Raw genomic sequence first — 23,794 nt, forward strand, 5'->3', positions numbered from 1 at the left:
CCATTTTTTCTATTAAACTTAAAATCAAAATTGTATTTTGTTAAATTATAACATTCATACTATAATTTATTTATAATCCATTAACGGAGGTGTTTTCAATGACTCTCTTCGCTTCTCCATCATTATTCATACTAGCAATCATTTCATTTGCACTAGCTTATTTCATCGGAGTAAAACAATACACTTGGCTCTTATCAGGATTCAATGAACGCTGTGTACCAAATAAAGTGAAGTTATCAAAAATAGTTGGTCTTTATAATTTAATTGCCGGTGTTATCTCCACAATCGGTAGTGTCTTCACTACTCCTAATGTCAAAATTGTATTTCCTATCATTATAATTGGACACGTTATAATCGCCGCTTATGTAAATACACGCATGGTTCAGTAAAAAAAGACCATCCAACCGGATGATCTTTTTTATAATTTATCTATATATTGCTTCGCTTCTAACATGGAAAATCCTAAAGCCTCTCTCACTCTCTTAACTGCCGTAGCTGTTTTTCCTTCTTCTACAAGCTTGCGTTATTCTTTATTAATTTCTAGTTCTCTTTCTACAATTCCCATTTCTTTCGTAATTAGCTGTAATTTATCTTCAATTCTTTTTAAACGCGCATCTGTTTTCTTTTCGATTTTATTTAGTCTCTCTACAATTCATAACATTTCTTTTTTTACTAATGTATAATTAAATTAACATTCTGTCTTTTGAAGAAAGGAGTCACTATGAAATTAAAAAGTAACAATATATACGAGAAAATGAAACAATATTCCGTTGCTGGTTTAAGCCTTGCTATTATACGTGATGGTAAACTAGATGAAGCGACTGCCTTCGGAACACTTGAATCTGGAACAACTAGAGATATTACTACAAATTCTCTCCTTCATTCTTGTTCTATTAGCAAATTCACCACCGCAATGCTCGTACTAACATTATCAGATCAAGAAATCGTACATTTAGATGAAGACGTAAATGATAGACTCACATCTTGGAACATCCCTACCAATCTATTTACTTCACAGAAAAAAATCACGTTACGAAATTTATTAAGTCACCAATCTGGAATTATTGATCCTCCTAATAGTTTTGAACATTATACACTTGCACAAGGACTACCTAAAATGGCTGAAATCCTTGCAGGTAATACATTATATTGCCCAGTACCTATAGAAGTGAGTTATGAACCAGAAAGCGAATTTCACTACTCTGACGCAAATTTTTGTATGATCGAACTACTACTTGAAGATATAACTGGCAAACCATTTAATCTTTTACTGCAAGAATATATCTTTCAGCCACTTCAACTGAAAAATAGTACGGTATTCTCCCCTGAAGATATAAATAAGATGGATACCTTTGCTTGCGGGCATAATAAAGATGGAACTGTAACAACTGAAAAGTATCCATTTTATCCATTTACAGCTGCATCAGGCATTTGGACCACACCTACTGACTTATCAACTTTAGTGATTGAAATCATTCATTCCTTACAAGGAAATAGCAAACTAAAACTTTCTCAAAAAACAGTACTTGATATGATTTCTCCTCAAGGTTGCTCAAAATGGACTGGATTAGGTGTTTTTCTAGATGATTCCCATGAAGAATTACAGATTTATTCACTCGGATGGGGCGTTGGATTTCAATGTATGATGGTTTGTTACCCATACCGCGGTAATGGTGCTGTTATTATGACGAACACAGACTTAGGTGTTCATCAAATGGAAGGAGTTATCGGTGAGGTTATCGGGGTGTTAGATTTAAAATAAGCAGTTCTATTAAAATACATATTATTATTAAAAAGGAATAGGGAGCCCACTATTCCTTTTCTAGATTTATATAATAAACTATTTTCTCCTCAATTTTTCTTAAATGCTATTTTTGTCGCAAAACAAGTCTTTCAAAATAGAAATCTGCAAGTGAATTAACAAAAAAACAAGCTGGACACCCAGCTTGTTTTTTATATAACATTTTTCGCAACAATTTTTATATACTCTGGTGCGATAATTTCCGTTATACTTTCTTGAAAATCTTCAAGCAACATTTCTTCAATATGTTCTAACTGCACTTCAACATGTGTGCATTCTAAAGTATGTATGTTCAATAATGCATAATGATCTTTTTTCTTTATTACTAAATATTGATTTTCCTCTGTTACAAGTACAGAACCTAATCGTACTCCCAATAGACGTTGATCATCAAACTTCACAACTACTTCCCCCCCTTACCATTCTAAAACGAAATTAATATGAAAATAATTAAATTTCAGAAAAAATCTTTTTATATACTATATCATAATTTACTAAAACATAAATATCGCATTTCCTTTCAATAAAAATCCCCGTTTTTTCATATATTTCGATACAAAAAACTTTCTCAACATAAAAACGCGAATTTTCAGTTTTTTATTCTATGAAAATCTATTATAATAAAGCTAATAAATGTTTGACCTCTCCTAATTCATGTACATATGGATGATCAGTAGTTGGTGCTACTGATCTATTTTTTTGATTTCAGAAAGCAAATACGCTGCATCCTTTCCTACACCACAAATAAGTGCAGAACCCCTTTGAGATTGCCACGGCAATCCGATATAATACAATCCTCTTACTGGACTTATTCCCTTTGTATGATTAGGAAATCCTTTCGCATTCACTGCCTTTTCTATTTCAATCCATTTATAATCTTGAACAAAACCAGTTGACCATATAACACTTTCTGCACTATATATATCACCATTCTGAAACATAATGTTATTTTCTGATGCACTTACCACTTTTTCCTGTAGTTTAATTGCTCCATTACGAATGAGTTCCTTACCTTCAAAACCAAAAATAGGATCCTTTCTCTTCTGAAACCATCTTCCTCTCTTTGTATTTATATCCGCATACAATAAACCCATTTTTTCTAACCAATTAAAAATACTTTTTCTAAAAAGGTGTAACGGTAAAAACGTTAAAGGATGACTGATAGACATCGTAACTTCATGAGTTTTTGCAAGTTCTACTGCTATTTGCATTCCTGAATTCCCACCACCTACTACAAGTACTTTTCCCTCTGGAATTTGCGACGGTGATTTATATTGTGATGAATGTATTTGAAAAATTTGTGACGAAAGATGTTGTGAAAATGAGGGGATGAATCGTTGCTGAAAACCACCTGATGCAATAATAACTTTTTTCGATTGTAAAATTTCTGTAGAAGTGTGTAATTCAAATATATCTTTTTCTTTCTTTATTTTTAAAACTTCAGTCTGTAATTGTACTGATAATTGAAAATGCCTTGCATATTCTTCTAAATAAGTTGCAATTTCATCTTTATATGGAAAACCATTTTTCTCTCCTATTAATGCCATCCCCGGCAAGCTACTGTATGCCCTTGGGGTAAAAAGCTGCAAAGAATCATATCGGTTTCTCCATGAATCACCCACTCTGCTTCCTGCCTCAAGTAATAAGAAATTATACCCTTCCTGCTTCAAGTAGTATCCCATTGTTAACCCAGCTTGACCAGCTCCAACAATAATTATATCTTTCACTCTAATCCCTCCTTCTCATAAACATATGAATACTTGTTCATATATTCATGCGTTTCCATAATCATACCATTTTATTTTTATATCATTCAATATCTACCCAAAATAAAAAAGAGCAGTTTACTATCAAGTAAACTCCCCTTCATTCTACCTTCCCAGTCCTTAAAGCTCTGGCCCAATCATGCCTTTCCTGTTGAACGGCTAATCGAGCAGTTTCTTCCCAATTATAAGGAACTATAATTTGTTCAATTATCCATTCTCCCAAAATCTTTTCCATCACAACATATTTTGCGTGTGGAGTTCCTGACTCCATTTTATGCACAACAGGTAATTCATCTTTGTATGCAGGAAGTCCTACACTCCCTGGATTTATAATGATCTTTCCGTTTGCTAAATAAACAACTCTAGGAATATGCGTATGACCACATACTATTATTTTTTGCTCAATATTTTGGAGTTGATCCATTATATTTTTTTCATTCTTTAATACTGCACCATTCTCGTCCATCTCTTCTAATAAATACACCTCATCTGAAGTTGGCGTACCATGACAACATAACATATCATCTACAATAAATTGTGAAGGATGTTGTTTTAACCAATCTATATGCTTTTTTGTTAATTGATTTTGGACAAAAGTTAGTGTAGCAGACTGCTCTTGTACAGGTTCCCAAAGCATGCGATCACAATTCCCCTTAATATGTATCATCTCATTATTCATTAATATTTCAATTGTCCCTAAAGGATCTAACGGCCCATACACACTGTCACCTAAATTTATTATCATTTCGACCTTGCGACGTGCAATATCTTTTAATACCGATTTTAAAGCGTAGCTATTTCCATGAATATCTGAAAGTATAGCTATTTTCATCTAAATCCCCACTTTAATATATTATTTATAAACATCCGCAGCCAATTCCCTCAAAACATCCACATTCACCACTTCAAAACAACCATTGTTTTTCTTGATTATCTCTTTATCACAAAAGGTATTCAATGTGCGCAATAAATGCCGATAACTCGTTCCTAACAATTCCGCTGTTTCCGTTAAATTCCCACTAAACACAATTCTATTTCCGTGCTGGACAGCTCGTTCCCCTGCCGCTAACATGTAACTCGCAAGTCTATTTTCAAGTGGATATAGTAAATTAATTGTACTATTTTTTGAAAGACGATTTAATTTATGAGCTAAAGAACCGCAAATACATCTTAAAAATTTCGCATCATGAAATAATTGGTTTCTCACTTTGCCTAAAGGCAAGCCAACACAATACGAATCTGCCATGACTTGTACGTTCGAAGTGATCCTTTGAGAATGAATTAGCTCCACATCTCCTAGTAACTGCAAACTATCATAAAAACATAATAATACAGATTTCCCATTACTTAATGTATTAAACGCTTTCGCTTTTCCTTCAACAAAGAAATATAAATAGTCTATCTCCTCATTCTCCCTGCAAATGAACTCATTCTTTTTAAAAAATATAAGTTCCATATACGGCTTCATATCACTACTAAAAAATGAATCAATGTTATTTTGCTTCATATACTCTGCTAATTTATTAGAATTACATACTTTCTTCATAACTCCCCCACCTTTACAACTCATCCCCATTGTAAACAAAATTTTCTTCTTTCACTATGACATATGTCATAGTAATACACAATTTCAGCGTGATACAGTCATTACAAATATGAAATATAAAGGGGATTTTACATTGTATAACTTTCTTTCTGTCCTTATTGGTGTGCTCATTGCCATTATGCTCCCATTGAATGGGATTTTATCTGAAATAATCGGTAATTATACAGCAAGCGTTGTCATTCATCTTGTAGGTTTAATAGCAGTTATTTTCGTTATGCTCATCAACAAAAATAAAATTCGTTTCGAGAAAGGTATTCCACTTTATTTATACAGCGCCGGGGCCATCGGGGTACTCACCGTTCTTTTTAGTAATATAAGCTTCTCCGCTCTTGGTGCTTCTATTACCATTGCATTAAGCCTACTCGGTCAATCCATTGCTTCTATTATTATTGATCATTTCGGTTTATTAGGAATGAACGTTGCGAAGTTTGAAAAGAAAAAGTTAATTGGATTATTGTTCATTTCTTCTGGAATTATTGTCATGACAATTTATTAATGGGGGTAAGAAAATGTTATATATTTGTATCGCTATTTTAGCTGGTGTTTCTATCGTCGTTGCTAGAATTATTAACGCGAATTTGGCAACGAAAATTGGAAATTGGGAAGGCACGTTTTTCAATTATATTACCGGATTATTTTTCTCCACGTTATTTTTAATTTTCAGTTCAGATTCATTGTATATTCCTAGTCATACGTTACAATCTATTCCTATCGCTGTATACTTAGGCGGATTAGTAGGCGTTATCGTTATCTCATTATCAAACTATATTACTCCTAAAATATCAGCATTTTATTTAACATTACTCATCTTTATCGGACAATTGTTTATGGGAACTGTTATAGATTTCTTCCTATCAAATGAACTCTCGATCGGCAAAATTGTCGGTGGCATTTTCGTATTAATAGGACTCACTTATAATTTACTCGTTGATCGCCCTATAAAAACTGTGAAACATAACCACGTTCAACTATAATACTTTACGCTTACCTATCATATATTAATAGAAAAGTTCTTCACACGAAGTAATAGAAAGGAGAATATCCTATTAAGAAAATCATGTTACTGCTAGGTAGCGCATTGATTATTTTTGGTATCGTATGGTTCTTCAACTCTGGAAAATCTATTCAAGATTTCTATACAGCAAGTAAACCAAAGAAGAAAGCTACTATTATTTCAACTCAAAGAGACCCTAATGAGCCCCCTGTTTTTTTAGGAAAACAGGAAATAAAAGATATACATGTAGAGTCAATTAAAACAAAAAAATCTATCTTTCTTACAAAAACAGATGAGTTGAAAACATTCATTAAAAGTATGGACACAGCAAAAAAAGGCGATTTAACGCTAGATGAAGAAGGTTCTGATTTAGTAGATTGTAACATGTGGATTACTTTCCAAGATGGGACTTATAAACAATATTTAATCTGGATAGTAGATAACAACAGTAGTGAAGTTATGATTGCCCATCAAAACACTCCTGATGACTTAGATCTTACTTATTATCAATTAAATGAAGGCAATTCGAAAAAAGTATATAACTTATTTAAAAAGATTATATAAAAGAGAAAGTCATGGGCACATTAGCTCATGACTTTCTCTTTTATATATATTCAGGGAACACTTTACAGCTCTTCTCCTGCTCTATATCATGTCCAAAGAAAACAATTGGCTTCTCTGTCCTCACAACTTCTTTTAATCGATTAATTGAAGATAAAGCTAATTCCGAATCAAATCCAGCGAACGGTACTTCATCTTCAAAGTTTTCCTTCGTATAGGACGCATCAATCGTTAACAACACAGAACCGGAGTTTTCTGTTTCAATGAATAGTGACTGATGCCCTGGCGAATGTCCTGGTGTATACAATAATTGAACACCTGGTACGACTTCATAATCTCCTTCTATGATTTTGTAGTTTAAATTCGGCAGTATACATTCTTTCAAATATTCTTCTCTATGCTGCGCCGCCTCATATTCAGCACGCTGTACAATGATTGGTGTATTTATAAAAGCGCCATTTCCTCCTGCATGATCAAAATGCAAGTGAGAGCTAATAATATAAAGAAGGTCTTCCGGCTCATATCCAACGCGTTTTAAAATATTCACGATTCTATCTTCTTCAGTCATTTTCGGTAAAATCTGTCCTTCAACAAATGTACCGTTAAAAAGATCTTCATTATTAACTGCACTTTCTGGCATACCTGTATCTACTAAAATAGGTCCTTCCTCTGTCTCCAAAAGATAACACCAGACCGGTAAGTTTAATAGTTTTCCCGGTGTTAGTGTACTATTAACAGACGAATGATCCAACATACAACGACCTGCTGGGACGAAATAAAGCTTCTTTACTGTCATTATGTATCCACCTTTACATTTAATTTTGGATAAAGTACACAGTAAAAAATTCCTCCCATTAGAAATAAAATCCTTCTCATCTTTCATTATTTCAACTATTATTTTTGAGTTGTTCACAACTTTTCATTACATTGTCAATTACTATTCTTTACTCTCCTAGCAGTTGAGAGTACTAAAACAACTGTTTGTATTTTGAAATAAAGTTCGATAATTTATAAAAAAATCTGATGGGTTATAGGATTTTCTTATTTTGTAGTTAAATAAGAAAGTGCTTTAAGCAATACAGAAACAAACACTAGTTTAAGGCTGGAAAGAATACACACTTAAACGAATTTTAGATATAAAATAACCGACTACCTACATATTGAGAAAAGGAGTCGGCTATTTTACTTATTTATTATTCATTTACAGGCTCTTTATGTGTGGCGAGCGAAGATTATAAAAGGTAATATGCTATTTTAGATTTCATGTTTTTTCACTGTAATATTTCCGTTATGTGTGTTTAATTTAATTAGATTTTCTCCCTTTCCAATAACCGTATTCCCGTTATATTTATCCAGGATATTCGCTCTGCCATTGTCGACAGAGACATTAAATTGAACATTAGTTGGTTCTTTTTCGGTTTCAATATTGATTTTTCCATTGTGAGTCGTAAAATTGAGATTTCGATCAAGTTCATTTGTTTTAAGAGTAAGACTTCCATTCTTAGATTGCCCCTCTATTTCACCTTCAACATGCTCTAGCATAATTCTTCCATTATTCGATTTCACATGAATATTTTGTGCTTTTATATCTTTAAATTCCATAATTCCATTGTTTGCTTCCGCAATAATTTTTTGCGAATTGATCTCTCTTAATTCAACACGCCCATTGTTTGTATTGATATTCAAGTGGTCTGTGTTTAGTTTTTTTGCAGAAACGTAACCATTACTATTAGAAACTTTTAATGAATCATATTGTTTTTCAGGCAGATAAACATTTAATGTTAATGGGGCCAATACTTCGGAAATGTTGAAGTTGAACCAGCTCTGTTGTTTTTCTTTGTAAGAAATGAGAAGCGTTGAATTTTTATCATCCGTAGCTAACGTTCGTTTTATGTTAGGATTAACTTCCCCATCTAATGTTACTTTAATGTTACTATCTGTTGTAGGATAGGTGTTAACACGAACGTTATTCGTATCGATAATGACGCTTGACACATTATTATTGTTAATGACCTTTTCTTCTGAAATTGGTACTGCAGCAATTGAACGATAAGTGAGTAGACTTCCTATAATCCCAATAATAAAAATAATACCTGCAATGATGGAAAAATTCTTTTTATTTATCATGCTTAAAACCACCTTTTACTAGTGCTATATTAAACTTTAAATAACGAACAAATCCATTCTTTGCTAGCTTCGTTAAAGATAGCATAGCGATTACAATGAAATATCCAAGTCCACAAAATGCTAAAGAAGCGAAAAGGTTAAAAAACAAGAATGTATTTGGATGCACAATAGTATCAACAATAACAAGCAATGGTGAACCTAAAAATGAGATTCCTAGAACCCATCCCGAAAAAATCAATGCGGCTAATGTAATTGCAGGTCCAAGCACTATTACTAAATTGAAAAAACCTAATCCAATTACTGCCCAAATTGCCCGAAAAACATTTCCTGTTGTTGCACTTGCTGTTACTTTTTCAAGATGATAATCTGCTAATAACTCTTTGGCGATTTGCGCTGGAGAACCTAATGAAGCTGTAATTTCTTCTTCGCTTTTCCCTTCCTCTAATCCGAAAGTAAAATGTTCTTCATAATCTTTTAAAATATCTGCACGCTCTTTTTCAGATAATCTTTTTAGAGATGCATTTAATTGTTGTAAAAATTTATCCTTCGTCATTACGTACACCTTCTTTAATTAATTGATTGACACCCTGTGAGAACTCATTCCATTCATCCAAAAGTTGGCGCAAATACGTTCTACCTTTATTTGTCAGTTTGTAATACTTCCTTGAAGGCCCTTCTGAAGACTCCTGTAAATACGTTGTAAAATATTCTTCCTTGGTTAATCTACGAAGAAGAGGATAAACAGATCCTTCTGATATTTCAATTTGATTGGAAATATTTCGAACTAATTCATATCCATAACGGTCTTGCTTGTCGAGTAAGACAAGCACACAAAGTTCTAAAACTCCTTTTTTAAATTGTACATTCAATGTTCATTCACCCTATTCTAATTGACATTTACTACTGTTTATTATTCAGTACCGTTTTATAATAAGTAACTTGCAAGTATAATATACCACTTAGTATTATTCATTGCAAGGTACACTGGAAAAATAAGTATATCTTAAAATTAATGATACGACGCTTATACAATCAAAACGATGCCTCTTCTTTTCCAATTACAGAATTCTACATGAGGCTTAATCAAACCTTTACAAAACAGAAAGGAGTCCACTTTTTTACATAATGACACTTTACCTATTATAATAAAAAGAACAGACTCTTACTTTGATGGAGGGAATACAAATGAAAGCAATTGGTTTACATGAATACTTACCTATTGAAGAAGAAAATAGTTTAATTGATGTGGAAGTTGAAAGACCTGTTGCCACAGGAAGAGATATACTTGTTAAAATTAACGCGATTTCCGTTAACCCAGTTGATACAAAAGTTCGCTCTCCGAAAGATAAAAAAGAAGATGTAGCGAAAATACTTGGCTGGGATGCTAGTGGCGTTGTCGTACAAACCGGCGAAGGTTGTACGTTATTTAAAGAAGGCGATGAAGTGTTTTACGCTGGAAGTATTACGAGACAAGGTACATATAGTGAATACCATTTAGTTGATGAAAGAATCGTTGGTAAAAAACCAAAAACGTTAAGTGATGCTGAATCTGCAGCAATTCCTTTAACAGCGATCACAGCGTGGGAAGGTTTATTCGAACGTTTAGGGTTTGAATACGCTAAGAAAAGCGAAAATACATTTAAAAACATTTTAATTATTGGCGGAGCTGGTGGTGTCGGTTCAATCGCAATTCAGCTTGCGAAATGGGCTGGGCTACATGTAATCGCAACTGCTTCACGCGGTGAAACGATAGAATGGGCGAAAAAGTTTGGCGCTGACCATACAATTAACCACCATAAATCTTTAAAAGAGCAATTACTAAACCTTGGATTCAATGATGTAGATTATATTTTCTGCTTAAACAATACAGATCAACATTGGCACGCGATGGGTGACATCATTAAACCTCAAGGGAAAATTTGCTCTATCGTAGAAAACGAGCACCCTCTTGAGATGGGTATTTTAAAAAGTAAAAGTGCTACATTCGTTTGGGAGTTTATGTTCACAAAAGCGATGTATGAAACTGGCGATATGATTACGCAGCACGAACTATTAAATAAAGTGAGCGAACTATTAGATGAAGGCATTTTAAAGACTACTTTAAATGAAACTTTAACACCAATTAACGCTGAAAACTTAAAGAAAGCACATGCAATGCTTGAAAGCGGACGTACCATTGGAAAAATCGTATTAGAGAAATTTTAATAAAAAAGTCCGATTTCTTATTTAGAAATCGGACTTTTCACTACCTTTATTTACTTGAAATCTCTTGATTTTTTTGAACATCTAACGGAACTCGCTTCCCTATTCCAAAAGCATAGAAACTAATTGTAACGATAGCTAAGAAAATAATACCTACAACTAGTGAAATGCGCGTATCATCGTTAAACCACATTCCGATTAATACCATAATTAAAAAGGCAATCGTTAAATAGTTTGTAACAGGAGCAAATGGCATTTTGAACGGATGATCTTTCATCTCTACTCCCTTTTCTTTTCTAAAACGAATTTGACTAATTAATATAACGAACCATGGCACCATACCAGGAAGTACACTCGCACTATATACATATACGAATAAGTTTTTCGGTGCAATATAACTTAACACAACACCAACCGCTAAACCAATTATTACACCAACTGTACCGAATAATGGAACACCGTTACTAGAAATCTTCGTAAAGTATTTCGGCGCTTGTCCATTTACACCTAACGTATACAGCATACGCCCAGCACTATAAATACCACTATTACAACCAGACATTGCCGCTGTAATCACGACGAAGTTAATTAATCCAGCAGCTGCCGTAATGCCAACCTTCGCAAAAGTCGCTACGAACGGACTACCAATTGAACTTAATTGATCCCAAGGATAAACAGTTACAATAACGAAAATAGCACCAATATAGAATATTAAAATACGCCAAATTGTACTTTGAATTGCTCTTGTAAGTGTCTTCTTCGGGTCTTTCGCTTCACCAGCAGTAATCCCGATTAATTCCACACCTTGATACGCTCCAACTACAAGTGATAATGCAAAGAAGAATCCTGAAAAACCACCTGTAAAGAAACCGCCATTTGACCAAAGATTAGATATGCCAATCGCTTCTCCACCGTTACCAATTCCGAAGAAAATAAGACCAAATCCTGCAATAATCATTAATAGAATCGTAACGATTTTAATCATCGCAAACCAAAATTCAAATTCACCAAATGACTTAACTGAAATTAAGTTAGCAACGCCAAGAATAACCATTGCAATCACACCTGGTATCCAAGCTGGTAGATCCGGGAACCAATATTGCATGTACGCCCCAACTGCGATAATCTCTGACATCCCAACGATAACCCATTGGAACCAGTTACTCCACGCTGTCATATAACCAGCTAGCGGATGAATATACTTATGACCGAATGTCGCAAATGAACCTGTACTTGGCTCCATGTACAACATTTCTCCCATAGCACGCATAATGAAGAAGATAAAAATACCTGCAATCGCATAGGCAAGCATTACCGATGGACCTGTCCATTTAATTGTACTGGCTGACCCCATAAACAAACCAACACCAATTGTTCCACCTAAAGCTATCATTTGAATATGACGTGCTTCTAAGCCCCTTTTCAATTCTTTGTTTGCCACTTCACTTCCCCCTCTTAGATGATTCATAGCCGCATTTTAAAACAAGATGCTTTACCCCAATTTCTTTTGGCTTGAAAATGATGAAGCAAACGTCATTTTACACTAGCTTTAAAGCTATCCTAAAATCGTTTTTTGCCTCTTATAAAATTCCCAAAACCTCTCATCTTCCAATATTCTATAAATTTTAAAATTACTTATTTTATATTAATTTATTTATCTGAAAAATTCAATTATTTTTTCAATAAATTATTATGCATGAGTATGTTTAATTTTTAACTGAATTAGAAATAAAATACAGCTATTCAATTTGATTCTAGTATAAATATTATTACAATATAAATAACCGAGGAGAGCATATCTTCCTCGGTTTCATACCGTATGTACTTCAATATTTATAGTTCATAACGTCATTGTCCATCATTTAAATGAATTTTATTTCCATTCCTACTATCATTTTTAAATTTTATTTTCACATTTGCTAAACGCTCTATTAATATCTCAACCAAGAATATAATATATTAGTAAAATTACATACCATATACATTCTTCGCACGGACTTCCTTATCAAAGCGAACAAATTTACTTTGTACTTCCATTCCAGCTGCTTCGTATACGCGAGGTGCGCCTGTAATATTCTCAGAGTCTACATTTAGACCGTTCATATTGTACTCTCCTCCTATATTTGAGTTGATTAAATTTTAATATTATAAAAATAATCAGTAAATACAAAAACACAAAAGAGCCTCATTTTTCAATGAGACTCTTTTCCTATTACATAATTAAACTACTTTTTCAAGTTGCTTAGTAAAAACAAACGCCTTGGTAAACACCGTCATTATTACTACAATAACCAGAAAATAAAGCGGCATCACCATTAATGAACCCGTATGAAGCTGACTCATTCCCCAAATTGTCATCGTTACAATTACATAGTATCCTAAGCTAAACACTGATCCAGCTGTACCAATGACATCTTGAAAATCTACTAACGCTAAACTTAAACAGTTAGGTAACGCTACCCCAATTCCTAATAGCAATATAAACATCGCTATTAAAAATACAATCATATATATTACGTTCGGATTTAATCCAACAAACGTAATAACAGCTAAAAGGATAGATCCCCAAATCATTACAAGACAACCGATATATATAATTTTCTCTGGTTTATAAGTAACAAGTAATCGTTTTGAAACTTTCGCCCCAATAATAGAAGCAGACGCAGCAACAATTCCTATAAATCCGTACATACTAGGCGATAACTGAAAGTATTCAATAAAGATAAACGGCGCTTCCGCATAATAGCTAAATAAAACACCATTTGCTCCTCCAATTAACAACCCATATGTTACTACTTTCGGATTTGTAATCAACCTTTTCGCTACTAAGAAAACATTTATTTTATTCGTTACTGAGTCTGTTTTTGTTTCCGGAAGCGAGACAAACGTATACAGTAAAATTCCGACACTCATAACTACTAAACTTAAAAATACTATTTTAAATCCAAACATTTGATCAAGAAAGCCACCAATTAACGGTCCTACCGCTGGTGTAAAAGCAATGACTGCCGAAATTTGTGCAAACATAACGTGGCGTTTTTGCCCATCTACACTTTCACGAAGAATCGTTTGGGTAACAACCGATCCTGCACTCGCTCCAAACGCTTGAATAAAACGACTTAGTAATAAAAATTCAATGGAACTTGCAATAAAACATAAAAGACTTCCTACACCATATACGACAATTCCAAGTAACATCGCTCGGCGACGACCAATTATATCTGATAACCATCCAATAAAAAATACACCTAAAGCAAATCCAGCAAAATAAACACTAAGCGTTAACTGCACCTCATTATTACTTACATGCAGTGCCCTTGAAATGTCTGGCAAAGACGGCGTATAAATCGTTTCACTAATTTGCGGAAATGCTACAAGAATAATCATTAACAAAAGTGATGGTACTGAGACTTTTTTCATTTTTCATACCCTCCTATAACTTTAAAAATCTCGGAAATGAAAAGACTTTCCTTAGCTACGGAACAGGAGGGGCCATTATAGAAATTCGATCATAAAACAACAAAGAAAACACCTCAATTACGTATGTTAATACTTATAGGAGGGTATATATTAACATTGATTTTTAAATATACTTTTTCAATTATTCTGCTATGTTCAACTTTCGTGCATTACTACTCACCTTAAGATCTCTTTGTTTTTATATGGTTTCATTGCTCTTGCATTATTTTTAACAGTGTAATGAGATCACATAAATATATGTTTAATGCTTAATGTATACTAATATTAATTCGAAATAGCTGTATTGATAAACTTTCTAGAACAATAAATATACTAGCTGAAACGGACCTATATCCGATATTTTTCCCAGTAACATTAATAGTGATTTCCACTAAATGTGTTTGAATATTATTGTTTTCAAAAATTTCATTCTCAACCTTTACAATATCTGCTTCACAATCCACTTCTTTAAAGGTTTTCAGTAATTTTGTTTCTAATAAACTCAAATCAAAGTTCTCATCTTTTACTACAGCAAATTTAATCTTCATATCGATGTCCCCATTTTTAACAGACTAAAATCATTAAATCAATATAAATATATATTATTCTATTAAATAATTCAAAATATACGCTTCTTATACACCATTACTACATATCAGTTCTAAGGGTTTAGATGAAAAAAGAAAACAAATAAAAAATTCCTCTTTCAACCACTGAACCAATTAATATATAATCCTCCCCTGTGTCCAGTGGCTCGAAAAAACTTTTATTTTTAATCCGTAGATTCTGAGAACTTTTTATTTTAATATTGATAAGTCACTTCTTACATTCTGTATCATTGGAAATAACTATATGGTAAAACAAATTAAATATTAGGAGTGCTACTTATGTTTGATATAATTCGTCTCTTAATTATTTTTCTCATTACTGCTTTTTTATTTTTCACTCGAACTTTATGTAATAATACATATTTCAAATAAATTATTACCTTCCTCCATATTTTTATCGTTGAGGTTTTGTTCACAAATTCGTAACACATATATACGAGTTATCATGCTAAAATTAGTTTATTCACAAGAAGTTATTCTTAATGAATCGACAATTCTTAATACCCCGTTTAAAGCCTTGCCCCCCTGCGAGGCTTTTTCCTATTTAACTAGAGTAATAGTTTGTATTACGCCCCCCTCCCCTTAGCTCTATATACCACAAATAATACTGAATGTTTATTTTAGTTTTTCAGCATCAGCACTCGCTCTTTTTGAGAGCGCTTTACCAAATACTCAATCTAATGTTAAAATTGACCAAATTAATATTTTTGTCCATCACTGTATAAAAAAGCACAATAAAGAAAAATTAGCACTCTCACAATTAAATAAACGCTAACTTTTTCTTCTATCTACTTACTATTTAAGGTTAATGGTGATATAACCAGATCAATAAATTTGACTTAAATTCATTGATGAATGGAGAGGTTTATATGAAATTAAAAGACAAAGTAGCAATCATAACTGGCGGTGCAAGTGGAATTGGCAAATCTACTGTTCGTCTTTTTACTGAAGAAGGTGCAAAAGTAGTTATTGCTGACTTTTCTGAACGTGGAAAAGACCTATCTGATGAATTAAATGCAAATGGATATAATACGTTATTTGTTAAAACTGATGTAACAAAAGAGGCAGATATTAAACAGCTAATCCATGAGACAGTAAGTAAATACGGTAAATTAGATATTATGTATGCAAATGCCGGCGTTGCTGATGATGCACCGGCAAATGAATTGTCCTATGAAAAATGGAAAAGAACCATTGATATTAACTTGTCTGGGGTATTTCTTTCTGATAAATATTCGATTGAACAATTTCTTAAACAAGGTACAGGCGGTGTCATCGTTAACGCTGGTTCGATTCATAGTTTTGTTTCATTACCTACCCCAACAGCATACTCCTCTGCAAAAGGTGGCGTAAAACTATTAACTCAAAATTTATGTACTGCCTACGCTAAATATGGAATACGTATTAATGCGGTCTGCCCTGGCTATATTGATACCCCTTTACTTGGTAGTGTTAATCCTCAACAGAAAGAATATTTAACTTCCCTTCATCCACAAGGCAGACTTGGAAAACCAGAAGAAGTAGCTAAAGCTGTCTTATTTTTAGCAAGTGATGATGCTAGTTTTGTTAACGGTACAACACTTCTTGTTGATGGAGGCTATACTGCACGTTAATTTAAAAATTTTGAAGCACATCTCTAAGAAATATATAGTCTTCAACAAGAAAAAGCGCCATCACAAGTGACAGCGCTTTTTCAATGTAAGAGCAACTAGAAGGTATCCTTCTAGACCTACTCCCATTTATAAGTCCAAAATTGTTCAAGTTGTAGCCATTTTAATGTTGCTGCATCTTTGTTTTTTATTTTTGCATGCGTGTCTTCAAGCATTGCTTCTGTTTGCGAACGGTGCGCACCTAGTGCAGCTAACTTATGTTCAAATACTTCACTAATATTATTTACAACATCGGGTTCACCTAGTATCGCTTCACGATTTTTCGTAATCGCAACCGCATGAATAACTGGACGCTCTTCTTTCTGCATACGTGATACAGCGCGAACTACAGCACGACCAAATGCGTTATGGTCTGGATGTACACCATGCTCAGGATAAAATGTAATAATTCGAGATGGATTTACTTCTTGAATAATTGCTTCAATTTTGTCTGCAACAAAATCAACATCTTCAAACTCTAACGTTTTATCATGGAAACCAAGCATTCTTAAATCTTTAATGCCCATCGCTTCACAAGCATCTTTCAATTCTTTCTTTCGGATATTTGGAATCGTTTCACGGTTAGCAAATACGTTTTTCCCCATGTTACGTCCCATTTGACCTAAAGTTCCGCACGCATACGTTACAGGTACTCCTTGATCTGTTAATAAGCGAATTGTTCCTCCCGCAGCAAATGCTTCATCATCTGGATGCGGAAATACAACAAGTACATGTCTCTCCATAAGTTTCCCTCCTTCTTACTTAAATGGTGTTAAGCTTAATTCAAGTGCAACTGCTAGGCGACCTAAATTATCATGTCCAGCTAGTAATAAACGCTCTTTATCATCTACTTCCCAGTGCGTTATACCTTCAGCGTATACCCAACCATGATCCATTTTCAGACCAACTCGGTATGGGTTTGTTCCAGTTATTTTCCCGCGTTCAAAACGGATAATTGCATTTCGAATGAAAGCACCAACTGTCATCATCTTTTCATTTATATGTGATGCATACGCTCCGTTCGTCGTTTCTAAATGAATATATACATCTTTATTTACAAAACGTTCAATTTCATTTTGAATAAGAGAACTATCTTTTACTATTTCCATCGGAATTCACCTCTTTAAACCATTTTACGCAAAAATAATGTAAATTGCTATCTCTATATTAGAGGACAACGCTCACTTTTCCTAATAATTTGCACTGTGTTTTTTATATTTTTTATATGATATGTAAAAATCACATTTTTTCCTTCACTTTGTTAAATAGTTTTCTTTCTTTTTTGAATTTGCTACAATATAATTTATGCAGAGGGATACACTTCGACAATTGAATACATATTTTAAAGAAGGTGACACACTTGGAACAATCAGCACATGAAGTAGCAAATTGGCAATATTATTTTGCAATTGCCGTATTTTTAGTCACATACGGTTTTATTATTTCTGAAAAATTGAATCGTGCTGTAATCGCACTATTCGGTGCTGCTATTATGATTATATTTGGAATTGCAGATTTACATACTGCTTTCACATCACATATTCAATGGGAAACGATCACCCTTTTAATCGGGATGATGATTCTCGTACATATTACGAGTCAATCCGGTGTCTTTGAATATGTAGCTATTAAAGCAGCTAAAGCAGCTGGCGGGAAGCCAATCCGCATTTTATTATTATTATCCCTATTAACCGCCGTCGGTTCTGCATTTTTGGACAACGTAACAACCGTATTATTAATCGTTCCTGTTACACTATCCATTACACGTATTTTAAAAGTAAATCCTGTTCCTTATTTAATTTCAGAAGTACTATTTTCAAATATAGGTGGAACAGCAACACTAATTGGTGATCCCCCAAATATTATGATTGGATCAGCAAATAAGCATTTAGACTTTAATGCCTTTTTACTTAACTTAGCTCCTATTGTAATTATTATTTCTATCGTTACACTTGGCATTATTTACTTCATGTATCGTAACAAACTGAAAACAACATCTGAGCAAATTAAAAAATTAATGGCATTAAACGAAAAAGATTACATTAAGGATCATAGCCTCCTTTTTAAATCGATTACGATTTTAGGACTAACTATTTTAGGCTTTGTACTCCATTCTATTATTCATGTAGACGCTGCTGTTATCGCGATGACAGGTGCTACTCTTCTTATGTTAATCGGTGTGAAAGAACATGATATTGAAGATGTATTTGCCCACGTTGAATGGGTAACAATATTCTTCTTCGCTGGACTATTCGTTCTCGTTGGCGGGTTAATTGATATCGGACTTATTTCTTCACTCGCAAAAGAAGTAATCGACGTTACAAATGGTGATATCGGTTTCGCATCTATACTAATCTTATGGGTATCCGGTATCGCATCTGCGACAATCGACAACATCCCATTTGTCGCAACGATGATACCGCTTATTCAAGATTTAGCTACAGGGCTCGGACTATCTGTCGATTCTCCGCAAATCGAAGTATTATGGTGGGCATTATCACTTGGCGCTTGCTTAGGAGGAAACGGAACGTTAATCGGAGCATCAGCAAACGTAGTCGTTGCTGGTATTGCAAAACGTGAAGGACATGGGTTTTCGTATATGGACTTCTTAAAAATTGGTTTGCCATTAACTATTATTGCACTCTTGTTATCACATGCTTATATATATTTGCGTTATTTAATGTAAAAGTTGTATTGCATGAAATTATATCGTCAAATAAAAAAGGTTTGCAGCACTTTGCTGCAAACCTTTTTTCATCACCAAAATATACCTATAATTGCTAATCCACCTAAAATCATACCACCAATTTGTCCGATAATTGCTGGCGATAATTGAACACCTTTTCTCACTTCAACAACCGGTCTTTCGTGCCTTAGTTTCTGCACTTCACTTTGCAGTTGATGTACACTTCCGTGTAACTCTTTAATTAGTTCCTTTAATTCAGCGACCTCTTCGTTTACTGGTTTTGCTTTTTCTAAATTCATCTCACATAACTCCTTATAAGTTCAATCAGTTCACTGTAAATTTTCGCCAATTATCACTATATCTCCTGCTTACTACATATATAATATTGAATGTACTTTCTAATCTTGCAGTACAATCCATTCATCCCGCAATATCCCCATAATCATACGATCAAAATATTTTCCATCTCTTTGAACTGCTTCTCTCATACATCCTTCTATCTGAAATCCCATTTTTTTATACAGTGCAATGGCTGCTTTATTATAAGAAATGACATCGAGACCGACGCGGTGTAAATTCATTTCATAGAAAGCGTACTTTAAAATAAGATGAATTGCATCTCTTCCATATCCCTTCCCTCTATCGTTTGCATCCCCTATTCCAATGGCTAATAAACCCGTTCTGTTATTCCACTCTATGCCATGAATTGCAACAAAACCAATTAAGCGATCATCTTGAACTGTTCTTAACATGAAAGAAACACTATGTGATCTCCGTCCCTTTAATAGTTCATCATTTGATATTTCATGTAAAGATTGCGGGAATGCTAAATCTGTATCTACATTTCTTAAGTATTGACTATCCTCTTGCCAAACAGCCATTACTTTAGCATCTGTTTCTCTAATAGCTGATAATTTAATAGTTTTATCTTGAAAAAGATTCATTGTCATTTCAAACTCCCCCTATTTAAATAGTGGGGATAACTATTTTAGCCTATTTATCCCCTTGTTCCATAAACTGGTGTTCGAACGGGATACTTACAATAAGCGCTGACATTGGCACAACTCCTCTACACTAAATTAACTTCATTGTATAATTTTTTACTTATTCTAACAATAAAAACTACAAAAATACCCTCTAACATTAGAGGGTATTTCGCAAATTCTTTTTATTTCGCAAACATTTTCTCCGCTTCATCCATCGCCATTTTGTTTCCTAAAGCAGAATAGTCAAGCCATGGTTGGTCATTGATAATGTATACGTGCTTGCGCTTAACAGCTTTTAAGTCTTTCCAAATTGGAGTTTCTTGTAGTTGTTTAAATGCTGCTTTTGCTTTATCATCTCTGTTTACAACAACGAAAATCGCATCTGCGTCAAAGTCAGGTAATACTTCTTGTGAAATTACTTCGAAAGGACGGTTTCCATCAATTTTCTCTACACCATTTGCAGGTTGTAATCCTAAGTCTTGGAATAAAATTGGTCCCATCGGTTTTTTCGTACTAAATACACGTAATTCTTTTGCAGTAACACGAATTGCCATTACTTTTTCGTTATTCCCTAGCTCTTTATCTATTAAACTTTTCACTCGTTTTGATTGTTCTTCATAGTCTTGAATATATTTATCGGCTTCTTTCTCACGGTTTACAAGTTTACCTACTGCTTTTAAATGTTCTCTCCACGTACCTTCATCTAAATTGAAAGCATGTGTTTTTGCAATTTTTTCGTATTTCGCTAAATCTTTTCCAGCATATTTTTCATCAACATAAATGTCAGTTGGCTTTAATTGAAGTAACGCTTCCATATTCGGATCTGTTACTACGCCCAGTTTCTTCGTATCTTTCAGTTGCTCTTTTGCGTGCGGTAAGAAATCTTTTAGATCTCCACCAATAACAGAACCTACTGGTGTAATTCCTAATGCAAGTAAATTATTCGTTAAATGAATAGACATTGAAGCAATTTTTGGGTCATTACTTTTTTCCGTTTTTTTAGCTGCCTCTTCATTAGGTTTCGTTTGACCACATGCTGCTAATAATAAAATACACATAATGCTAAATAAAATAGTAAGTTTCTTTTTCATACGTTCTCCTCTTTGAAGTGTTTATTTTGTTTTTGTAAGTAAATAAAGAAAATACGGTGCTCCTAAAGCCGCTACTACTACACCCGCTGGAATAGAATTTGGCTCAAATAAAGAGCGCCCTATCGTATCTGCGAGTACTAAAATAATCATTCCGATAATACCCGCTAGCGGAAGAAAGTGTTGATATGTAGTACCTACTAACTTTCTTGCAATATGCGGAGCAACTAAGCCGATAAAACCAATCCCTCCTGCCATCGATACACTCGCGCAAGACAAACCGACTGCTGTAGCTAAAAGTAGTAAACGTTCTTTTTGAACAGAAACACCAAGTCCTGCTGCTACACTATCACCTAGTGACAGTGCATTTAACGTTTTAGATTTTAGCCATGCATACGGGGTTAATATAAAAATCCACGGCAATAATGCGAGGACATGAATCCAATCTCTTCCCCAAACGTTACCAACTAACCATCTAGAAGCGAATGTATACGTCTCATCATTTAACTTGAGGGAGAAAAATAACGAAATCGCACTAAAGCCAGCTGAAACTGCAATACCAACAAGAATCAGTCTAATGGGAAGTAAACCTTTTGACCGGTCACTCGCAAGTAAAATAATAAGAAATACAGCAAGTACTCCTCCGCCAAATGTAAATAACGGTATTAAAATTGATGCGCTCTCATTAATAGAATGAAAGAGAGTAACGAATACAATAAGCCCGAAAGATGCACCTGAATGCAGTCCGAGAATACCTGGATCTGCGAGTACATTACGAGATAACCCTTGCAAAATCGCACCGGAAACTCCAAGGCCGATACCTGCTAACATTGTGATTATAATTCTTGGCATACGATAATCGTATAGCACGGTTGCACTCTCAAAATCACCATAACCAAAAAGCGTTTGAATCACTTTGAGCGGTGCAATACTCAACGTCCCCGTATTTAAGCTAATCAAAATTACAGCGATACTTATACATCCGAAAATTGTAGTTACAGTAATAGCCCTCTTTTTATCCGTGTTAAAAAGATCTTTCACTTATAGCTCCCTCCCAACTTTACGTGCTATATAGAGGAAGAACGGAACCCCAACAAGAGCTACCATAATTCCTATCGCAAGTTCTTTAGGAGGATTTACTGTTCTTGCCCCTAAATCAGCTAAAACTAATAACATAGCACCTAATAATGCTGACATAGGAATAATAAGCCGATAATTAACACCTACTAATTTTCTAGCGATGTGCGGAATTACAAGTCCTACAAACCCAATGGAACCAACAGCTGAAACAGATACACCTGCAAGAATGACTACTATAATCATCCCAAGTATTCTCGTTCGGTTCGTTTTTACTCCTAAATTCGTAGCAACATCATCCCCCATTGATATAAGTGAAATAGACCGCCCTAACGCTGTCGCAAAAACAATCGTTATAAGAATAATAGGTACTAAAAATTTCAAGTGTTCCCACTTAACCCCCGCAACACCACCAGCATACCAAAACGCTAAATCTTGGCTTAAATCATAATAAATCGCAATGCCTGAACTTAATGAATGTAAAAGCGCTGCCATAACTGCTCCTGCAATCGTTAACCTCATCGGTGTTAACCCACCTGATGTTGCTGATCCAATAATAAAAATGAGTACTGTACTTAAAATTGCTCCAATAAAGGAAACAATCATTAAATAGGAATACGGTATATGTGGGAAAAAAGCAAAACTAAGTGCTACTACAAACATCGCACCAGCATTTATTCCGAGCACTCCTGCATCAGCTAAAGGGTTTCGCGTTACTCCTTGCATAACAGCTCCAGCAACTGCAAAAGCAGCTCCTACAACTGCCGCACCAATTACCCTTGGGAGCCTTAATTCATAAATAATTTGATGCTGCGTTAATTTTGGATTGTAATCAAAAACCGCTGCCCACACCGTTTGTAAATGAATATCCTTTGCACCGAATGCAATAGCTAAAAATATAGACCCAATTAAACATAAAATTGTTAAGCTCATAAAACATACGAACTTAATATGTATCCAGCGATTATTGCCAGCATGTACAGTAGACTTATGTAACATGTTTCATTTCATCCTTTATATTGAGTTGTTTTTTATAATAATTTTTTATTTATAATCATTATTGATAATAATTATCATTTTCATTTAGATATTATATCCCCACTTTTTTTAAATAGCAAACTATTTTTTTACTTTATTAAAATACCTATTACAATTATCTTCTAAAACTTACAAATGCATGCAAA

General features: G+C 34.0%; 26 protein-coding genes and 2 pseudogenes. 8 read left to right on the forward strand and 20 right to left on the reverse strand.

Annotated features, from left to right (window positions below; genetic code table 11):
• Nucleotides 1-98: 98 nt before the first annotated feature.
• Nucleotides 99-389: a DUF3784 domain-containing protein gene (locus tag ACQKNR_RS17240; RefSeq protein WP_427318989.1), complete on the forward strand. Its 291-nt coding sequence runs from the start codon at nucleotides 99-101 to the stop codon at nucleotides 387-389.
• A gap of 29 nt (nucleotides 390-418) precedes the next feature.
• Here the strand turns inward: ACQKNR_RS17240 and ACQKNR_RS17245 are convergent.
• Nucleotides 419-652: pseudogene (locus ACQKNR_RS17245) on the reverse strand (hypothetical protein).
• Between the two features lie 69 nt (nucleotides 653-721).
• Between ACQKNR_RS17245 and ACQKNR_RS17250 the strand changes: the two are divergent.
• Nucleotides 722-1,762, forward strand: a complete 1,041-nt coding sequence (locus ACQKNR_RS17250; protein ID WP_427318991.1) for a serine hydrolase domain-containing protein — start codon at nucleotides 722-724, stop codon at nucleotides 1,760-1,762.
• Between the two features lie 191 nt (nucleotides 1,763-1,953).
• On the opposite strand, the gene ACQKNR_RS17255 is transcribed toward ACQKNR_RS17250, so the two are convergent.
• From ACQKNR_RS17255 to yeiL, 4 genes are all read right to left on the reverse strand, one after another.
• Entirely contained in the window at nucleotides 1,954-2,202 is a 249-nt protein-coding gene (locus ACQKNR_RS17255) for a hypothetical protein (RefSeq protein ID WP_427318993.1), read from the reverse strand.
• A 282-nt stretch (nucleotides 2,203-2,484) separates the two neighbouring features.
• Entirely contained in the window at nucleotides 2,485-3,528 is a 1,044-nt protein-coding gene (locus tag ACQKNR_RS17260) for a flavin-containing monooxygenase (protein ID WP_427318995.1), read from the reverse strand.
• A 139-nt stretch (nucleotides 3,529-3,667) separates the two neighbouring features.
• Complete coding sequence (locus ACQKNR_RS17265) at nucleotides 3,668-4,399, reverse strand: metallophosphoesterase family protein (protein WP_427318997.1); 732 nt, start codon at nucleotides 4,397-4,399, stop codon at nucleotides 3,668-3,670.
• 21 nt (nucleotides 4,400-4,420) lie between these two features.
• The gene (gene yeiL / locus ACQKNR_RS17270; protein ID WP_427318999.1) at nucleotides 4,421-5,113 is read right to left on the reverse strand and encodes a transcriptional regulator YeiL; all 693 of its coding nucleotides are present in this window, start codon (nucleotides 5,111-5,113) and stop codon (nucleotides 4,421-4,423) included.
• Between the two features lie 109 nt (nucleotides 5,114-5,222).
• On the opposite strand from yeiL, the gene ACQKNR_RS17275 reads away from it, so the two are divergent.
• From ACQKNR_RS17275 to ACQKNR_RS17285, 3 genes are all read left to right on the forward strand, one after another.
• Entirely contained in the window at nucleotides 5,223-5,669 is a 447-nt protein-coding gene (locus ACQKNR_RS17275) for a DMT family transporter (RefSeq protein ID WP_427319001.1), read from the forward strand.
• Between the two features lie 13 nt (nucleotides 5,670-5,682).
• Complete coding sequence (locus ACQKNR_RS17280) at nucleotides 5,683-6,147, forward strand: DMT family transporter (protein ID WP_427319003.1); 465 nt, start codon at nucleotides 5,683-5,685, stop codon at nucleotides 6,145-6,147.
• 104 nt (nucleotides 6,148-6,251) lie between these two features.
• Nucleotides 6,252-6,731, forward strand: coding sequence for a hypothetical protein (locus ACQKNR_RS17285; protein WP_427319005.1), 480 nt, complete (start codon nucleotides 6,252-6,254; stop codon nucleotides 6,729-6,731).
• Between the two features lie 40 nt (nucleotides 6,732-6,771).
• Here the strand turns inward: ACQKNR_RS17285 and aiiA are convergent, their stop codons facing one another.
• The 4 genes from aiiA to ACQKNR_RS17305 form a co-directional block, all read right to left on the reverse strand.
• Entirely contained in the window at nucleotides 6,772-7,524 is a 753-nt protein-coding gene (gene aiiA, locus ACQKNR_RS17290; protein ID WP_427319007.1) for a quorum-quenching N-acyl homoserine lactonase AiiA, read from the reverse strand.
• 458 nt (nucleotides 7,525-7,982) lie between these two features.
• The gene (locus tag ACQKNR_RS17295; RefSeq protein ID WP_427319009.1) at nucleotides 7,983-8,855 is read right to left on the reverse strand and encodes a DUF4097 family beta strand repeat-containing protein; all 873 of its coding nucleotides are present in this window, start codon (nucleotides 8,853-8,855) and stop codon (nucleotides 7,983-7,985) included.
• Nucleotides 8,845-9,408 carry an HAAS signaling domain-containing protein gene (locus ACQKNR_RS17300; RefSeq protein ID WP_427319011.1) on the reverse strand — a complete coding sequence of 188 codons (564 nt, stop codon included), beginning with the start codon at nucleotides 9,406-9,408 and terminating at the stop codon, nucleotides 8,845-8,847. The genes ACQKNR_RS17295 and ACQKNR_RS17300 overlap by 11 nt, the downstream gene beginning before the upstream one ends.
• Nucleotides 9,395-9,724 (reverse strand): PadR family transcriptional regulator, encoded by a 330-nt coding sequence (locus ACQKNR_RS17305; RefSeq protein ID WP_427319013.1) that lies wholly within the window; start codon nucleotides 9,722-9,724, stop codon nucleotides 9,395-9,397. The genes ACQKNR_RS17300 and ACQKNR_RS17305 overlap by 14 nt, the downstream gene beginning before the upstream one ends.
• A 316-nt stretch (nucleotides 9,725-10,040) precedes the next feature.
• Here ACQKNR_RS17305 and ACQKNR_RS17310 point away from each other — a divergent pair, with 316 nt between their 5' ends.
• Entirely contained in the window at nucleotides 10,041-11,060 is a 1,020-nt protein-coding gene (locus ACQKNR_RS17310) for a zinc-binding alcohol dehydrogenase family protein (protein WP_427319015.1), read from the forward strand.
• Nucleotides 11,061-11,106: 46 nt separating this feature from the next.
• On the opposite strand, the gene ACQKNR_RS17315 is transcribed toward ACQKNR_RS17310, so the two are convergent.
• From ACQKNR_RS17315 to ACQKNR_RS17330, 4 genes and pseudogenes are all read right to left on the reverse strand, one after another.
• Nucleotides 11,107-12,498 (reverse strand): amino acid permease, encoded by a 1,392-nt coding sequence (locus tag ACQKNR_RS17315; protein WP_427319017.1) that lies wholly within the window; start codon nucleotides 12,496-12,498, stop codon nucleotides 11,107-11,109.
• A gap of 527 nt (nucleotides 12,499-13,025) precedes the next feature.
• Nucleotides 13,026-13,151, reverse strand: a pseudogene (locus ACQKNR_RS17320) (GNAT family N-acetyltransferase); the annotation flags it as partial.
• 126 nt (nucleotides 13,152-13,277) lie between these two features.
• Nucleotides 13,278-14,477, reverse strand: a complete 1,200-nt coding sequence (locus ACQKNR_RS17325) for a multidrug effflux MFS transporter (protein WP_427319019.1) — start codon at nucleotides 14,475-14,477, stop codon at nucleotides 13,278-13,280.
• Between the two features lie 308 nt (nucleotides 14,478-14,785).
• The gene (locus ACQKNR_RS17330; RefSeq protein ID WP_427319021.1) at nucleotides 14,786-15,064 is read right to left on the reverse strand and encodes a hypothetical protein; all 279 of its coding nucleotides are present in this window, start codon (nucleotides 15,062-15,064) and stop codon (nucleotides 14,786-14,788) included.
• 929 nt (nucleotides 15,065-15,993) lie between these two features.
• Here ACQKNR_RS17330 and ACQKNR_RS17335 point away from each other — a divergent pair.
• Nucleotides 15,994-16,737 carry an SDR family NAD(P)-dependent oxidoreductase gene (locus ACQKNR_RS17335; RefSeq protein ID WP_427319076.1) on the forward strand — a complete coding sequence of 248 codons (744 nt, stop codon included), beginning with the start codon at nucleotides 15,994-15,996 and terminating at the stop codon, nucleotides 16,735-16,737.
• Nucleotides 16,738-16,853: 116 nt separating this feature from the next.
• Here the strand turns inward: ACQKNR_RS17335 and bshB2 are convergent, their stop codons facing one another.
• Together bshB2 and ACQKNR_RS17345 are read right to left on the reverse strand one after the other, a co-directional pair.
• The gene (gene bshB2, locus ACQKNR_RS17340) at nucleotides 16,854-17,516 is read right to left on the reverse strand and encodes a bacillithiol biosynthesis deacetylase BshB2 (protein ID WP_427319023.1); all 663 of its coding nucleotides are present in this window, start codon (nucleotides 17,514-17,516) and stop codon (nucleotides 16,854-16,856) included.
• A 15-nt stretch (nucleotides 17,517-17,531) separates the two neighbouring features.
• Nucleotides 17,532-17,882: a YojF family protein gene (locus ACQKNR_RS17345; RefSeq protein WP_000407044.1), complete on the reverse strand. Its 351-nt coding sequence runs from the start codon at nucleotides 17,880-17,882 to the stop codon at nucleotides 17,532-17,534.
• 251 nt (nucleotides 17,883-18,133) lie between these two features.
• On the opposite strand from ACQKNR_RS17345, the gene ACQKNR_RS17350 reads away from it, so the two are divergent.
• Entirely contained in the window at nucleotides 18,134-19,459 is a 1,326-nt protein-coding gene (locus tag ACQKNR_RS17350) for an ArsB/NhaD family transporter (RefSeq protein ID WP_427319025.1), read from the forward strand.
• 71 nt (nucleotides 19,460-19,530) lie between these two features.
• On the opposite strand, the gene ACQKNR_RS17355 is transcribed toward ACQKNR_RS17350, so the two are convergent.
• The 5 genes from ACQKNR_RS17355 to ACQKNR_RS17375 all read right to left on the reverse strand — a co-directional run bounded on the left by ACQKNR_RS17355 (nucleotide 19,531) and on the right by ACQKNR_RS17375 (nucleotide 23,609).
• The gene (locus tag ACQKNR_RS17355) at nucleotides 19,531-19,758 is read right to left on the reverse strand and encodes a hypothetical protein (RefSeq protein ID WP_427319027.1); all 228 of its coding nucleotides are present in this window, start codon (nucleotides 19,756-19,758) and stop codon (nucleotides 19,531-19,533) included.
• 99 nt (nucleotides 19,759-19,857) lie between these two features.
• Nucleotides 19,858-20,409, reverse strand: coding sequence for a GNAT family N-acetyltransferase (locus tag ACQKNR_RS17360; protein ID WP_427319029.1), 552 nt, complete (start codon nucleotides 20,407-20,409; stop codon nucleotides 19,858-19,860).
• Nucleotides 20,410-20,627: 218 nt separating this feature from the next.
• The gene (locus tag ACQKNR_RS17365; RefSeq protein ID WP_427319031.1) at nucleotides 20,628-21,536 is read right to left on the reverse strand and encodes an iron-hydroxamate ABC transporter substrate-binding protein; all 909 of its coding nucleotides are present in this window, start codon (nucleotides 21,534-21,536) and stop codon (nucleotides 20,628-20,630) included.
• A 21-nt stretch (nucleotides 21,537-21,557) separates the two neighbouring features.
• Complete coding sequence (locus ACQKNR_RS17370; protein ID WP_427319033.1) at nucleotides 21,558-22,574, reverse strand: FecCD family ABC transporter permease; 1,017 nt, start codon at nucleotides 22,572-22,574, stop codon at nucleotides 21,558-21,560.
• Entirely contained in the window at nucleotides 22,575-23,609 is a 1,035-nt protein-coding gene (locus ACQKNR_RS17375) for a FecCD family ABC transporter permease (RefSeq protein WP_427319035.1), read from the reverse strand.
• Nucleotides 23,610-23,794 lie beyond the last annotated feature (185 nt).

The organism is Bacillus sp. NPDC094077, from assembly GCF_050279465.1.
Lineage (GTDB): Bacteria > Bacillota > Bacilli > Bacillales > Bacillaceae_G > Bacillus_A.